General features: G+C 73.6%; 14 protein-coding genes and 1 pseudogene. 5 read left to right on the top strand and 10 right to left on the bottom strand.

The window, feature by feature from the left end; all coding sequences use genetic code 11:
* Positions 1-32: 32 nt before the first annotated feature.
* Complete coding sequence (locus AB0O07_RS06080; protein WP_365627481.1) at positions 33-662, bottom strand: helix-turn-helix domain-containing protein; 630 nt, start codon at positions 660-662, stop codon at positions 33-35.
* Between the two features lie 190 nt (positions 663-852).
* Between AB0O07_RS06080 and AB0O07_RS06075 the strand changes: the two genes are divergently transcribed.
* Together AB0O07_RS06075 and AB0O07_RS06070 are read left to right on the top strand one after the other, a co-directional pair.
* Positions 853-1,053 carry a hypothetical protein gene (locus AB0O07_RS06075; RefSeq protein WP_365627478.1) on the top strand — a complete coding sequence of 67 codons (201 nt, stop codon included), beginning with the start codon at positions 853-855 and terminating at the stop codon, positions 1,051-1,053.
* Positions 1,041-1,739 carry a DsbA family oxidoreductase gene (locus tag AB0O07_RS06070; protein WP_365627475.1) on the top strand — a complete coding sequence of 233 codons (699 nt, stop codon included), beginning with the start codon at positions 1,041-1,043 and terminating at the stop codon, positions 1,737-1,739. The genes AB0O07_RS06075 and AB0O07_RS06070 overlap by 13 nt, the downstream gene beginning before the upstream one ends.
* Positions 1,740-2,137: 398 nt before the next feature.
* On the opposite strand, the gene AB0O07_RS06065 is transcribed toward AB0O07_RS06070, so the two are convergent.
* The 6 genes and pseudogenes from AB0O07_RS06065 to AB0O07_RS06040 form a co-directional block, all read right to left on the bottom strand.
* A complete protein-coding gene (locus AB0O07_RS06065) occupies positions 2,138-2,848 on the bottom strand; it encodes a FadR/GntR family transcriptional regulator (protein WP_365627472.1) in 711 nt (236 codons plus the stop codon).
* A 57-nt stretch (positions 2,849-2,905) separates the two neighbouring features.
* Positions 2,906-3,913, bottom strand: coding sequence for a zinc-dependent alcohol dehydrogenase family protein (locus tag AB0O07_RS06060; protein ID WP_365627469.1), 1,008 nt, complete (start codon positions 3,911-3,913; stop codon positions 2,906-2,908).
* 307 nt (positions 3,914-4,220) lie between these two features.
* Positions 4,221-4,469 (bottom strand): annotated as a pseudogene (locus tag AB0O07_RS06055) (ArsR family transcriptional regulator); the annotation flags it as partial.
* A 209-nt stretch (positions 4,470-4,678) separates the two neighbouring features.
* Positions 4,679-5,344, bottom strand: a complete 666-nt coding sequence (locus tag AB0O07_RS06050) for a CoA-transferase (RefSeq protein WP_365627466.1) — start codon at positions 5,342-5,344, stop codon at positions 4,679-4,681.
* Positions 5,341-6,012 (bottom strand): 3-oxoacid CoA-transferase subunit A, encoded by a 672-nt coding sequence (locus tag AB0O07_RS06045; protein ID WP_365627463.1) that lies wholly within the window; start codon positions 6,010-6,012, stop codon positions 5,341-5,343. Before AB0O07_RS06045 ends, AB0O07_RS06050 begins: the two co-directional genes overlap by 4 nt.
* The gene (locus AB0O07_RS06040) at positions 6,009-7,298 is read right to left on the bottom strand and encodes a thiolase family protein (RefSeq protein WP_365627460.1); all 1,290 of its coding nucleotides are present in this window, start codon (positions 7,296-7,298) and stop codon (positions 6,009-6,011) included. The genes AB0O07_RS06045 and AB0O07_RS06040 overlap by 4 nt, the downstream gene beginning before the upstream one ends.
* Before the next feature lie 83 nt (positions 7,299-7,381).
* On the opposite strand from AB0O07_RS06040, the gene AB0O07_RS06035 reads away from it, so the two are divergent.
* A complete protein-coding gene (locus AB0O07_RS06035) occupies positions 7,382-8,272 on the top strand; it encodes a LysR substrate-binding domain-containing protein (RefSeq protein ID WP_365627457.1) in 891 nt (296 codons plus the stop codon).
* 54 nt (positions 8,273-8,326) lie between these two features.
* On the opposite strand, the gene AB0O07_RS06030 is transcribed toward AB0O07_RS06035, so the two are convergent.
* Positions 8,327-9,301, bottom strand: coding sequence for an EamA family transporter (locus AB0O07_RS06030; RefSeq protein ID WP_365627454.1), 975 nt, complete (start codon positions 9,299-9,301; stop codon positions 8,327-8,329).
* 39 nt (positions 9,302-9,340) lie between these two features.
* Here AB0O07_RS06030 and AB0O07_RS06025 point away from each other — a divergent pair, with 39 nt between their 5' ends.
* The gene (locus tag AB0O07_RS06025; RefSeq protein WP_365627451.1) at positions 9,341-9,877 is read left to right on the top strand and encodes a MarR family transcriptional regulator; all 537 of its coding nucleotides are present in this window, start codon (positions 9,341-9,343) and stop codon (positions 9,875-9,877) included.
* Here the strand turns inward: AB0O07_RS06025 and AB0O07_RS06020 are convergent.
* Positions 9,797-11,974 (bottom strand): beta-L-arabinofuranosidase domain-containing protein, encoded by a 2,178-nt coding sequence (locus AB0O07_RS06020; RefSeq protein ID WP_365627449.1) that lies wholly within the window; start codon positions 11,972-11,974, stop codon positions 9,797-9,799. The two genes, AB0O07_RS06025 and AB0O07_RS06020, sit on opposite strands and share 81 nt — an antisense overlap.
* A 295-nt stretch (positions 11,975-12,269) precedes the next feature.
* Here AB0O07_RS06020 and AB0O07_RS06015 point away from each other — a divergent pair, with 295 nt between their 5' ends.
* A complete protein-coding gene (locus tag AB0O07_RS06015) occupies positions 12,270-13,067 on the top strand; it encodes an alpha/beta hydrolase (RefSeq protein ID WP_365627446.1) in 798 nt (265 codons plus the stop codon).
* 133 nt (positions 13,068-13,200) lie between these two features.
* Here AB0O07_RS06015 and AB0O07_RS06010 read toward each other — a convergent pair whose 3' ends face one another.
* Positions 13,201-13,506, bottom strand: a complete 306-nt coding sequence (locus AB0O07_RS06010) for a MazG nucleotide pyrophosphohydrolase domain-containing protein (RefSeq protein ID WP_365627443.1) — start codon at positions 13,504-13,506, stop codon at positions 13,201-13,203.
* Between the last annotated feature and the right edge of the window lie 36 nt (positions 13,507-13,542).

The following is a 13,542-nucleotide window of genomic DNA, read 5'->3' as shown; positions in this document are numbered from 1 at the left end:
GCGTCACAGTACGCCAGGGGTGCCACATCGCGTCAGGGGGTGCCGCTGAGGTGGTTCATCACCTCCACGACCTGCCCCTCCGTCAGGGGCCCCGCGGGCAGCGGCCGGGCGGCCTCGCTCCGCAGGCCGTCGAGCATGAAGGCGACGCCCCGGCGCCAGGCGTCCGGGGAGGTGTCCTTGGCGGCGCGGGAGAGCAGGGCGTTGGTGCCGAAGAGGAAGAGCAGGTCCTGGCGGGTGAAGTCGGGGCGCAGCGCGCCGGCGCGCTGGGCGCGTTCGATGACGCGGGTGGCGGCGTCGTGGGAACGGGCGCAGACGGCCATCAGGCGCGCGGCGTCCGGGTAGCGGCCGGTGACCACGTCGCTGATCGCCGGATCGGTGAACTGGAGTTCGCAGACCGTCTCGATGTAGTACGCGAACCCGTCCCAGGCGTCCGTACGGGCCAGCGCCTGCCGCGCCGCCTCCTCCAGCCGGTCCGCGGCCAGGTCGGCGATCACCTCGTCGATCAGGGCCTCACGGGAACCGTAGAGGTTGTAGAGGGTCCCGTGGCTGACCCCGGCGCGGCGGGCGATCTCCTTCAGCGAGACCTGGAGACCGCGCTCGCGGAAGAGTTCGGCCGCGGCCGTCCGCAGCCGCTCCGCGTTCCGCCGCGCGTCCGCTCGCATCCGGTGTCGCTCCTTCGCGTGTCGGGGGTTGTGGAGTGTCCGTCGTGGGGCGTCCATGGTCGCATTCGCCGACCGAAGTAAGTCGACCCATGGGTCAGGTTATATGTTACGGTCGGAATCGAACTTGACCCGTGGGTCACGATAGCCGCGGGGCGCCGCTGCCGGCGACGTGACGACGAAGGGACGCGACATGCCCGATCACCTGCTCCACGACGCCCCGACGGGCCGGCCGCCCGCCGCCGCGACCCCGATGACCGGCGCCCCCGCGTCCGTCGGCACCGCCCAGGACCCGGCGCCCGCCGAGGTCGCTCCGACGGAGGCAGCTCCGGCTCTCGTGGCCCTCGGCTCGCCGGACGCGGGCGTCTGCGTGGACGGGGTGTGCACCCTGTGAGCGCGCTCCGTATCGATGTCTGGTCGGACATCGTGTGCCCCTGGTGCTACATCGGCAAGCGGCGTCTGGAGTCGGCGCTCGGCCGGTTCGAGCACGCCGACGAGGTCGAGGTCCACTGGCACAGCTTCCAGCTCGACCCGAGCCACCCCCGGGGCGAGCGCCGTCCGGTCTTCGAGACCCTGGCGCGGAAGACCGGGGCGCCGCTCGCGCAGGTACGGGGGATGACGGCGCAGGTCACCGAGCTCGCCGCCGCCGAGGGGCTGACTTACCACCTGGAGCACGCCGTCTCCGTCAACACCATCGACGCCCACCGGCTGAACCATCTGGCCGAGACGCACGGGCTGGGGGCCGCGATGCACGAGCGACTGCTCCGCGCGCACCTCTGCGAGGGCGAAACCGTCGACGACGCCGACACGTTGGTACGGCTGGGCACCGAAGTCGGCGTCCCGGGGGAAGAGATCCGGCGGATGCTCGACGGAGACGACGGCGGCGACGGAGACGACGGCGGCGACACGTACGCGAAGGCCGTGCAGGCCGACTTCGACGAGGGCCGCCGCTACGGCGCCTCGGGCGTCCCGTACTTCGTCCTCGACCGCGCCTACGCCGTCTCCGGCGCCCAGCCCGCCGACACCTTCCTCTCCGCGCTGCGCACGGCACACGCGAACGGAGACCGGGCCGCCCGATAAACCGGACGCCCGCCCCCTGACGCGCCCGTCACCGGCGGCATGACGCGTCTCCGGGCCCCGTTCGGTGGGCGGGATCCCGCCCCGCCCACCGAGGTGGCCGCGAGGTTCTCCGGCCGAAACTTCCCCTGGTGGGTGACCCGGGGCCACGCGATCGAACGCGCGGTGGGCCACCCGTTCCGGAGCCACGGAGACATCGATGTCCAGGTGCTGCCGCCGCCGATCGCGGTGGCGATGAGGCGCCGGCGCCGGGCCTCGGTGCGGTCCGGGGGTTCGGTGGTGTGCCGGGCGCGGCTGAGGGCCACGGCGCCTTCGACGGCCGCGACGATCACCGTGGCGACCTGCGCGGCCTCTGGCCCCGGGCCCAGACCCGACACACGTCAACCGGTTGACCGGATCTCTCAGCTCCGGCCGAGGTTGGCCCGCAGCCGCGCCGTGGCCGAGGCCATATGGGCGTGCATCGCCGCCCGCGCGGCCTGGGGGTTCCGGGCGGTGACGGCCTGGAGCACGGCGTCGTGCTCGGCGAGCTTCCCCTCCCCCGGCCGGCGGATGTTCTGCTTGATCCAGACCGCGACCAGGGACTCCAGCCGGGCCTGGAACCCTGCCAGGGCGCTGTTGTGCGAGGCCTGGGCCAGGGCGCGGTGGAAGGCCAGGTCGGCCTCGACGTACCGGGCGGGGTCGTCGTGGGTGGCGCGCATACGGGCCAGATGGGACCCCAGGGCGGTGAGGTCGTTCTCCGTACGGCGGAGCGCGGCCAGTTCCGCCAAGTCCACCTCCACACAGGCGCGCGCCTCCAGGAGTTCGTCCATGGTCTGGTCGCCGATCATCAGGCCCCATTCCAGGACCTGCGGCAGGAGGTCCGACGTGGCGCCCCTCACATACGTCCCGTCGCCCTGTCTGATCTCAAACAGGCCCAGCAGCGAAAGGGACTTGAGCGCCTCCCGGACGGCCGAGCGGCCGACACCGAAGGTCTCCGCCAGCTCCCGTTCCGGCGGCAGCCCGTCACCGGCCCCGAGCCGGCGCGAGGTCAGCAGATGGTCGAGCAGGCGGCGCGCCACCTCCACCGCGGGAGCGGTCGGCTCCTCCCGCTCGATCCGCTTCAGCCCGGCCATGGGCACAGCCTCCCTGTAGTCGATGGTCGACGGTACGGCCGCGCCGTCGTGCACACCTCACACGGACGCGTCCCCCGGGACGGTGACGACGATCTTGCCGACCTGGCCGCCGGCCTCCAGGGCGCGGTGGGCGTCGGCGATGCGCTCCAGGGGGAAGACCGTGTCGATGGTGGGGGTCAGTTCGCCCGTGGCGAGGCCGTCACGGACATAGCCGACCGCCTCGGCGCGGCGCCGGTCGTCGGTGGTGATCTCGAAGAGTTCGAACCCCCGGATGGTGAGGTGCTTGAAGAGCACCGTGCCGACGTCGAGCGGCGTGGGGGTGCGGTCCAGGAGACCGTAGAGCACGATGGTCGCCTCGTGGGCGGCGGAGTCGATCAGATCGGCGAGGGCCGGGCCGCCGACGGGGTCGAAGACGATCCGGGCCCCCTCGCCCGAGGTCAACTCCCTTACCCGTGCGGCGACATCCTCCTCGGCGGTGGCGATGACCTCGTCGGCACCGGCGTCCAGGAGCCGCTGCCGCTTGGCGCCGGTACGGGTGAGGGCGACGGGCCGGGCGCCGGCGCGGCGGGCGATCTGGATGGCGGCGAGGCCGACGCTGCTCGACGCGGCGGAGATCAGGACCGTGTCGCCCGCGCGGACCCCCGCGAGGTCGACGAGGCCGCCGTAAGCGGTGATGAACTGCATCCACACCGAGGCCGCCTCCTCGAAGGAGAGCCGTTCCGGGTGGACGACGACCGCGTGCGCGGGGGCGAGGACCGCCTCGCCGTGCACGGGGTACTCGGTCATGGAGAAGGCCGGCACGACGCTGACCGCGTCACCCACGCCCACCCCGCTCACCCCGTCCCCCAGGGCCTCGACCACCCCGGCGGCCTCGTACCCGACGCCGGACGGGAAGACGGGGTCGGTGCCGTACTGCCCCAGCCGGAACATCGACTCCGCCCGGTTGAGGCCGAGCGCCCGGGTGCGGATCAGGACCTCGCCGGGCCCTGGCACGGGGAGGGGGACCTCCTCCAGGCGCAGGACCTCGGGTCCACCGGTCTGATGGAAACGGACGGCGCGGTTCATCAGGGGGCTCCTCGCTGCTCGTACGGACGGCCGTGGAGCGGTGCCCGGGGTGCCGGGAGCACCGGTCGGCCCTCTCTCCCTCCACCGTGCCTCAGAGTTCGACGTGCGTCAAATTACGAGCACCATCGAAGAAGCGCCCGAGGGGCCGGCCCGGTGGTCGGCGAGGTGTCAGCGCGTGTCAGGCGGTCGCCCGTCCGCCGCCGCTGCCGCTGCCGCCGCTTCCGCCACCGTCGGCGGAGGCAGCGGGGGCGGAGCCGGAGGCGGAGGCGGAGGCGGAGGCGGAGGCGGAGGCGGAGGCGGAGGCGGTGGCAGCGGCGATCACGGCCGTGAGCAGCCCGGGAAACCGCGCCTCCATCTCGTCGGAGCGCAGTGTGTTCAGCTTCGTCGTTCCCACGTAGTACTGCCGGATCACACCGGCCTCACGCAGGACGTTGAAGTGGTGTGTCAGTGTGGAGAGCGACACCGGCGCGTCGAAGGTGCCGCAGCTCAGGTCCTCCCCCGCCGCCGCCAACTGGCGGACGACACCCCGCCGTACGGGGTCCGTCAACGCCTCCATGACCTGTTGCAGCGAGACCGCCGCCGGATCGGGGTGGTCGACAGTCCGGGCGGCGGAACGGGGGCGGGCCACAACGGCTCCTAGGGACGGCGTCAGTACCATCCCATAATAACGATTGCCATCGAAATACGGCCCGCCCTCGCCCCCCGGCACCCGGCCCTCGCCCCCGGCGGCGGCGCTCCTCCGTCAGCGGGCGAGCAGGGGACCCGTCAGCGGGCGAGCAGGGGGACCCCGACGCGGGCGGCGAGTTCGTCGAACGACGGGCCGGTGAGGTCGTACACGTGCACAGGGCCGCCGTCCCGGGCAGCGGCCAGGTCGAAGGTGGCGATGTCGGTGTAGACCCGGTCGACACAGCCGAGGCCGGTCAGCGGGTAGGTGCAGGCGCCGACGAGCTTCGCGGCGCCGTCCCGGGTGAAGAGCGACATCATCACCCAGATCCGCTTGGCCCCGATCGCCAGGTCCATGGCGCCGCCGACGGCGGGTATCGCGTCCGGCTCGCCGGTGTGCCAGTTGGCCAGGTCCCCGTTGGCGGCGACCTGGAACGCGCCGAGCACACAGACGTCGAGGTGGCCGCCGCGCATCATGGCGAAGGAGTCGGCGTGGTGGAAGTAGGCGGCACCGGGCGGTTCGGTCACCGGGACCTTGCCCGCGTTGGTGAGATCGGGGTCGATCGCGTCGCCCCGCGCGGCCGGGCCCATGTTGAGCATGCCGTTCTCGGTGTGCAGCACGACGCCCGCGTCCGGCGGCAGATGGTCGGCGACCAGCGTCGGCTGCCCGATGCCCAGGTTCACATAGGCGCCGGGCGGGATGTCGGCGGCGACGGCCGCCGCGATGGCGTGCCGGTCGCGCGGGGCGCCGGGGGTGCTCGTGGTCATGCGCGCTCCTTCGGGACGACCCGGTCGATGTAGATGCCCGGGGTGACGACGGCCTCCGGGTCGAGCCCGCCGGCCGGGACGACCCGGTCGACCTGGGCGATGACGGTGCGCGCGGCGGTCGCCATCACCGGGCCGAAGTTACGGGCCGTCTTGCGGTAGACCAGGTTGCCCAGGGTGTCGGCGACATGGGCCCGGATGAGCGCCACGTCCCCCTTGATCGGGTATTCGAGGACATGGGTACGGCCGTCGATCTCCCGGGTCTCCTTGCCCTCGGCGAGCGGTGTGCCCGCGCCGGTCGGGCAGAAGAACGCGCCGATGCCCGCGCCGGCGGCCCGCATCCGCTCGGCGAGATTGCCCTGGGGCACGACCTCCAGTTCGATCTTCCCGGCCCGGTAGAGGCCGTCGAACACCCAGGAGTCGCTCTGCCGGGGGAACGAACAGACCACCTTGCGCACCCGCCCGGCGGCGAGGAGCGCGGCGAGCCCGGTGTCGCCGTTGCCCGCGTTGTTCGACACGATCGTCAGGTCGCCGGCGCCCTGCCGGATCAGCGCGTCGATCAGCTCCACCGGCATGCCGGCCATGCCGAAGCCGCCGACCAGCACCGTGGCGCCGTCCTCGACCCCGGCGACGGCGGCATCGTACGAGTCGAGGACGGTCACCGCGCTCATCGGGCACCCGCCACGTTCTCCGCGCCCGCCGTGTGCTTCGCGCCCGCCGTGTTCGCCGTGCGCGACACACCGTCCGTGCCCGACACACCGTCCGTGCCCGTCACGTTCTCCAGGACGACGGCGAGGGCCTGGCCCACGCCGATGCAGATCGCGGCGACGCCCCAGCGCTCCCCCGACGCGGCGAGCCGGGCGACGAGCGTGCCGATCAGCCGGCCGCCCGAAGCGCCCAGCGGATGGCCCAGGGCGAGCGCCCCGCCCCGGGCGTTGACGATCTCCGGGTCGATGCCCCAGGCGTCGACGCAGGCGAGCGACTGGACCGCGAACGCCTCGTTCAGTTCGACGGCGGCGACATCGTCCCAGGTGATGCCCGCCCGGCGCAGTGCGCGCCGGGCCGCCTCGACCGGCGCGAAGCCGAAGTCCCGCGGGTCGAGGGCGAAGGCGGCGCGGCCGGCGATCCGGGCCGCCGGGGCGATGCCCAGCCGGCCGGCCGCCGCCTCGCCGCCGACCAGTACGGCCGAGGCACCGTCGTTGAGGGGGCTGGCGTTGCCCGCGGTGATGGTGCCGCCCTGCTCCAGGGTGCGGAAGGAGGTCTTGAGCGCGGCGAGTTTCGCCAGGTCGGTACCGGGGCGGACGCTCTCGTCCCGTACCAGGTCCACGCCCTCGACCGGCACCACGAGCCCGTCGTAGAACCCGGCCTCCCACGCGGCGGCGGCCAGCCGGTGCGAGCGGACGGAGAACTCGTCCTGCCGCTCGCGGGAGATCCCGAAGCGCTCGCTCAGGTGCTCGTTGCACTCGCCGAGGGAGGCGGTCCACTCGGCCGGCATACGGGAGTTGACCAGCCGCCAGCCGAGCGTGGTCGAGGCGGCGGTGAGGTTGGCGGCGGGGTACGCCTTCTCGGGCTTGGGCAGCACCCAGGGCGCGCGGGTCATCGACTCGACCCCGCCGGCCACGACGATCCCGGCGTCGCCGGTCTCGACCGCCCGGGAGGCCTGGATGAGGGCGTCGAGGGAGGAGCCGCAGAGGCGGTTGACGGTGGTGGCCGGTACGGAGGTGGGCACTCCGGCCAGCAGCACCGCCATCCGGCCGACGTTGCGGTTGTCCTCCCCTGCCTGGTTGGCGCAGCCCCAGACGACATCGTCGATCTCCGCGGGATCGAGGCCCGGGGCCTTGGCGAGCACACCGGAGAGGGCGGTCGCCGCGAGATCGTCGGGACGGCTCCCGGCCAGCGCGCCGCCGAAGCGGCCGAACGGGGTCCGGGCGGTGGCGTAGACGAAGCTTGTGGTCATGTACGGCACGGTAGGCGCGGCGATTGATGCAGTCCAATACTCAGTAGCGCCGCACCCATAATCTCAGCCTTATAATAAAACGCATGGAAATCCGCCATCTGCGCGCCTTCCTGGTCCTGGCCGAGGAGCGTCACTTCAGCCGCGCGGCGGCCCGGCTCCATATCGCCCAGCCCGCGCTCTCCCAGCAGTTGAAGACATTGGAGCGGGAGGTCGGGACGGTGCTGCTGGACCGGTCCACGCGCCATGTCGACCTGACCGAGGCCGGGCGGCTGCTCCAGGAGCGGGCCGCGCGGATCGTCGCCGCGCTCGACCGCACCCGCGCCGATCTCGATCTGCTCGCGGCCGGTCTCGCCGGCAAGGTCCGGCTCGGCTTCGTGGGCACCGCGACGTACGACGTGCTGCCGCAGGCGGCCCGGCGGCTCCGTGCCGAGCTGCCCGAGGTCCACCTCGACCTGCGCGGCGAGCTGCTCGGCCCCGACCTGCTGGACTCCGTGCGCGAGGGGGTGCTCGACCTCGCCGTCCTGCGGACCGCCGCCGCGCAGGACGGCGACGGCCTGACGCTCCACCACCTCAGGGAGGAGCCGCTGGTGGCGGTCCTGCCCGCCGCCCACCCGCTGGCCGGCGCCCCGGCGGTGGAGCTGGCCGCGCTCGCGGGCGAGGCGTTCGTGACACATCCGGCCGGGCACCGCTCGACGATGCAGCCGCTCGTGCTCGACGCCTGCCGCCGGGCGGGGTTCGAACCGGCCGATGTGGTGGAGGTCGGCGAGACCGGCACACTGGTCGTCTTCGTCGCGGCGGGCATGGGCGTGGCCCTGGTCCCCGCTTCGGTACGCGCCCTGCGCCTGGACGGCGTCTCCTATGTCCCCCTGACCGGCCCGCCGCACCGCACCTCCCTGGTCCTCGCCGAGCGCCCGGACGCGCCCCGGGTGGTCCGGCGCGTGGCCGAGATCGTACGGTCGGTGACCTCGGCCTAGCGCGTCGGCATGGACGGCAGGGATACCTCCCCCGCATTCCTGAGCATGGAGCCGTCACCCCTCGGAGGGGCCGGCGGCCCCTCCGCGTGGCGCCCCGCTCGCCACCCCGCTCCCCGCCCCGCCAGCAGTCCCGCTCGCCGTTCCGCTCGCCGTTCCGCTAGCCGTTCCGCTCGCCGTTCCGCGCCGCGCTCCGGGACGGGACAGCAGGACCCCCGTCAGGACCAGGGCCACCCCGCACAGTTGCCGGGCGGTCAGCGCGTCCCCGGCGAGGCAGGTGCCGAGCAGGACGCCGGTGACCGGGTTGAGCAGGCCGATCAGTCCGACAGTCCCGGCCGGCAGGTGCCTCAGTCCGGTGAACCAGGCGGCGAAGGCGAGCGCGGTGGCCACCGTGGCGACGTACCCGAAGGCGAGCAGCGTCGGCGCGGGGAGCGCGGGCGGCGGGCCCTCCACGGCGGCGGCGACCGGCAGCAGGAGCAGCCCGCCCGCCGTGAGCTGCCAGGCGGTCGACGCCAGGACATCGGTGCCGGCGCCCCACCGTTTGGTGAGCAGGTGCCCGAAGGACGAGACCAGCAGGGCGGCGGCCGAGGCGAGGATCCCCGGGAGGCTCACCCCGTCCGTCCCGGTGAACACCATGAGGCAGACCCCGGCGATGGCGATCACGGCGCAGAGCAGATGGCGGGGGCGGGGGCGCTCGGCGACCAGGGGCCAGGCGATGAGCATCATCGTCAGCGGGGAGAGCGCCATGACGGTCGAGGCGATGCTCGTCGGGAGCAGTTGGGACGCGGCGTAGACGAGAACGAAAAACACGCCCATGTTGAGCACTCCGAGCACGGCGGAGCGCCACCACCACGCGCCGCGCGGGCGCCGCCGGCGCACCGCGAGCAGGATCAGCCCGGCGGGCAGCGCCCGCAGGGCCGCCCCGTAGAGCGGGCGGTCGGCGGGGAGAAACGCGTGGGTGACGAAGTAGTTGGTCCCCCACGCCACCGGTGCCACCGCCGTCAGGGCCATCCAGCGCATATTAGCTTCCATGGAAGCCAATATAACTTCCTGGGAAGCTATCATGGGCGCATGGAACACGGTGAACCGATGGACCGCGTGGCCCGCATCCAGGACGACTGGCGCCGTGAGCGCCCCGACCTCGACATCACCCCCCAGGGAGTGATCGGCCGGCTGCACCGCCTGGCCGACCGGCTCACCGAGGAACTCTGCCTCGTCTACGGCCGGTACGGCCTCAGCGAGGGCGAGTTCGACGTCCTGTGCGCGCTGCGCCGGGCCGGGGAGCCCTACGAGCGGGCGCCCGGCGAACTGGCCGCGCACACCATGGTCACCACTGGCGCGATGACGAAGCGGATCGACCGTCTGGAGCGCGCCGGGCTCGTCACCCGGCGCCGCTCCGACGACGACCAGCGCGGCCGGATCGTCGCCCTCACCCGGCCGGGACGGGAGCTGATCGACCGGGCGTTCACCGACCACATGCGGAACGAGCGCCGGATGCTGGATCTGCTGACGCCCGCCGAGGCCGCGTCACTGGAGCCGCTGCTCACCGCCTGGCTCTCCCGTGTGGAGCGCCCCGGCCCCGTGGCTCCTCCCGGTGGCGGTGAGTGATCCCTGGCCGGTCAGGGGCAGCCAGACCCGCATCGCGCCCGCGTCGCGGTTGGCCCAGGCGTAGTACGGCACCGCCGTGACACGGACGCGCTCCCCGGACGTACGGGTGGTGACGTACGGCCGTTCCCCGTACGGCCGTTCCCCGTACGGCCGCTCCCCCGCCCCGTACGGGGGCTCCCCCGCCCCGAGTGGCCGTTCCCCGGCCCCGAGCGGACGGTAGGGCCAGTCGGCGGCGAAGCCGTCCCCGTCCGGTTCCTCCTCCTCGGCCCTCCGCCGTCCCACCGCGCTCACCGTGCTGACACCACCGAGAAGGTCGGGCCGCCGCTCCACGGTCAGCGGGGCGTCCGGGTCCAGCGCGAAGTCGTCGGGGTCCAGGCCGCCGGGCTGGTCGGTCTGTTCGAGGCAGTACACCAGCGGCCCGCGTTCGATGGCGGCACACCCCCGGGCGGCGTCGACCCGCGGGCCGGCGACGGTGAGCCGGGGCTCCATGGCGAGGTCGAGCCGGACGGTGTCGCCGGGGGCGAAGGCGCGGGTGACCCGCAGCCAGCCGGACTCCGGCGCGCCGTCCAGCGCGGTGCCGTTCAGGGCGAGCGTGTACCGCGGACACCAGGCGGGCAGCCGGAGCGCGAGGGCGCGCGGCCGCTCCGGGGCGGCCTCGACGTTCACCGTCACGGTGCCGTCCCACGGATAGTCGGTCGTCACCCGTACGGTGAGGCCGTCGCTGCCGAAGACCCCGGTGGCGTACTGGTGCAGATACAGGCCGTCGCCGCCGGTGGTGGCGGCGTAGTGGGGCAGGGCGGCGAGCAGGCGCATCACGTTGGGCGGGCAGCAGGCGCAGCGGAACCACGGGGTGCGGTGCGCGCTCTGGTCGCCGGGGCGCTGGTGCGGACGGGCCCGGCGGTGCAGCGGGTTGACGTACAGCCAGGTCCGTCCGTCGAGTCCGGCGCCGGCGAGGAAGCCGTTGAAGAGGGTGCGTTCGACGAGGTCGGAGTAGCGGGCCTCGCCGGTGAGCAGGGCCATGCGCCAGGAGAAGTGGACCGAGGCGATGGCGGCGCAGGTCTCGGTGTAGGCGCGGTCGGCGGGGAGTTCGTACGCGTCGCCGAAGGCCTCCCCGTCGTGCCGGGAGCCGACGCCCCCGGTGAGATAGGTCTTGGTGGTCACCATGTCCCGCCAGAGCCGCTCGGCCGCCGCGCGCAGTCCGGGGTCGCCGGTCTCGGCGGCGCAGTCGGCGGCCCCGGCCAGCAGATAGAGCTGGCGTACGGCATGACCGGTGACCTCGTCGGCGGCGCGTACCGGGGTGTGGTCCTGCCAGTACTCGGGGCCCGGGTCGTGGCCGTGGCCCCGGTCGGCGCCGGCCGAGAGGCTTCCGTGGCCGCGCCGGTCGAGGAAGTAACGGGCCAGTTCCAGGTAGCGCCGCTCCGAGGTGGTCCGGTACAGCTCGATGAGCGCGGTCTCGGCCTCGGGGTGGCCGCAGACGGTGTCGACGTGCTTGCCGGGGCCGAAGACGGAGTCGATGTGGTCGGCGAACCGGCGGGCCACCGCCAGGAGCCGCCCGGAGCCGGTGGCGCGGTGGTGGGCGACGGCGGCCTGGATCAGATGGCCCGCGCAGTACAGTTCGTGGCCCCAGCGCGGTTCGGTCCAGGGCTCGCGGCCGCCGAGTTGGTAGTACGTCTGGAGGTAGCCGTCCTCGCGCTGGGCGGCGGCGATCACGTCGACGACGGCGTCCACGGCGGCGGCGAGGCGCCCGTCGTGCCCGTCGTGCCCGTCGGGAGTGTGCCCGTCGGAAGGGTCTCCATCGGAGGTGTCCGCCATCTGCCAGCAGGCGGCCTCCAGCCACTTGTAGACGTCGGAGTCCTGGAAGGGGAAGTCCCCGGCGAAGTCCGGGGGAACGGCTCCGCCGCCGGTGCGGGCGAGCGCGGCGGCGCGGAAGTTGGCGAGATTCCCGGCCGCTTCGAGCCGCTCCGGGCCCTCGGCGAGGGAGACCTCGGCGTTGACCCGACGTCGCTCGGCCCAGAAGCCGCCGTCGATACGGGCGAGTCCGGCGGGGCGCGCCGGGGAGACGGCACCGGGGGTGGGGCGCACCGGTCCGGAGAACATGGTGTTCAGGGGAGCCTCCGAGGGGACGCCAAGGGATTCCGGCAACGTGTTCCGCCCCCACGGTAGAAACCGATCCCACCCGGGTCAACGCCCCGACGTGACACGGCCGTACACCCGGAAGCCGGCCATCCCCTCCCCCTCCGCTCCCCCTCCGCTCCCCTCTCTCCCTCCCCTCGCCGCTGCACCCTTGTGGATCCGGTCGCTCCGGCCGTACGGTCCACGGCAAACGTTCCCTCCCCCATCGCACCCCACCCCATCGCACCCCGCCGCACCGCACCGGACGGTGATACGACACATGGACGTCCCCGGCCCGGAACGGATCCGGCTCTTCCACACCCTCCTCGGGCCCGCGGCGGGGCTCCCGCTCCTTCTGGTGCACGGCTGGGGCGGGGACGGCCGTGAGTGGGCCCCGCATGCCGAGGCGCTCGCCGGGCCGTTCCGGGTGGTCGTGCCCGATCTGCGCGGCCACGGCCGCTCCGAGGTGCCGGCGCGGGGCAACACCCCGGTGGAGATGGCCGATGACCTCGCCGCGCTGCTCGCCGGGCTGGGTACCGGGCCGGTGGTCGCCGTGGGCCATTCGATGGGCGGGCAGGTTGTCAACCTGCTCGCGGTACGGCATCCGGGCGCCGTCCGGTCCGTCGTCGCGCTCGACCCGGCGCACGGCGCGCACGGTGCCGAGGTGGCGGAGATCCCGGAGCGACTGGCGCGGTACCGGGCGGGCGGGGCCGGGGCGGCGGCGGCGTTCCTCTCCGGCGCGTTCTCGCCGGGCGCTCCGGTGGGGCTCCGTACGGCGCATGTCCGTACCCTGCTCGGCACCCCGGACCATGTCATCGCCCAGTCCTACGCGGGCATGTACACGGAACCGGGCGCGGTGGGCGTCCGGCCGTACAGCGAGGCGTATCTGCGGCGCCGGACCCGGCCCGCCCTGACCGTGTGGACCTCGGCGGAGGCCGCCGCGTGGGAGCGCTCCACCCTGCGGGTCCCCGGCTCCCGCGTGGACCACTGGCCCCGCACCGGCCACTACCTGCACGAGGAGCGACCCGAACGTACGGTCCGCCTCATCCGGGAATGGGCCGCCCCCGGGGGCCGGTGACAGCCCCCGGGGGCCGGTGACAGCCCCCGGGGGCCAGTGGCGACGGGAGGGTTGCCCGTACGGCCGCACGAGGGCGCCGTACAGTCGTACGAACGGCGTCGTACGGCCGTACGCGGACTCCGTACGGCCGGGGTCAGTCGCCGCTCGTCCGTACGAGCGCCCCGTGTTCGTTGCGCTCGTACGTGCGCAGCCGGTTCTTCTCGATCTTGCGGGCGACCTCCGCTTCGAGGTCCAGCCCGTTCATCTCCGCCACGGCGGTCAGATAGAGGAGGACGTCGGCCAACTCCTCGCCGAGGTCGGGGAGGCCCTTGCGCCAGGCCGTGAACGCCTCGCCGACCTCGGCGGTGAGAAGCCCGAACTCCACTGCCACATCGGTGGTGTTGAAGCCCTTCGCCAACTTGTTCTCCCAGGCGAGCCGCTGGGCGGTCGAGATGTCCACGAGGCCTCCAAGACGGTGCGGCGGGTGCTGCCGCAG

Origin of the sequence: Streptomyces sp. NPDC093085 (assembly GCF_040683935.1) — a bacterium.
GTDB lineage: Bacteria > Actinomycetota > Actinomycetes > Streptomycetales > Streptomycetaceae > Streptomyces.
This window is presented reverse-complemented; position numbering and strand designations above follow the sequence as displayed.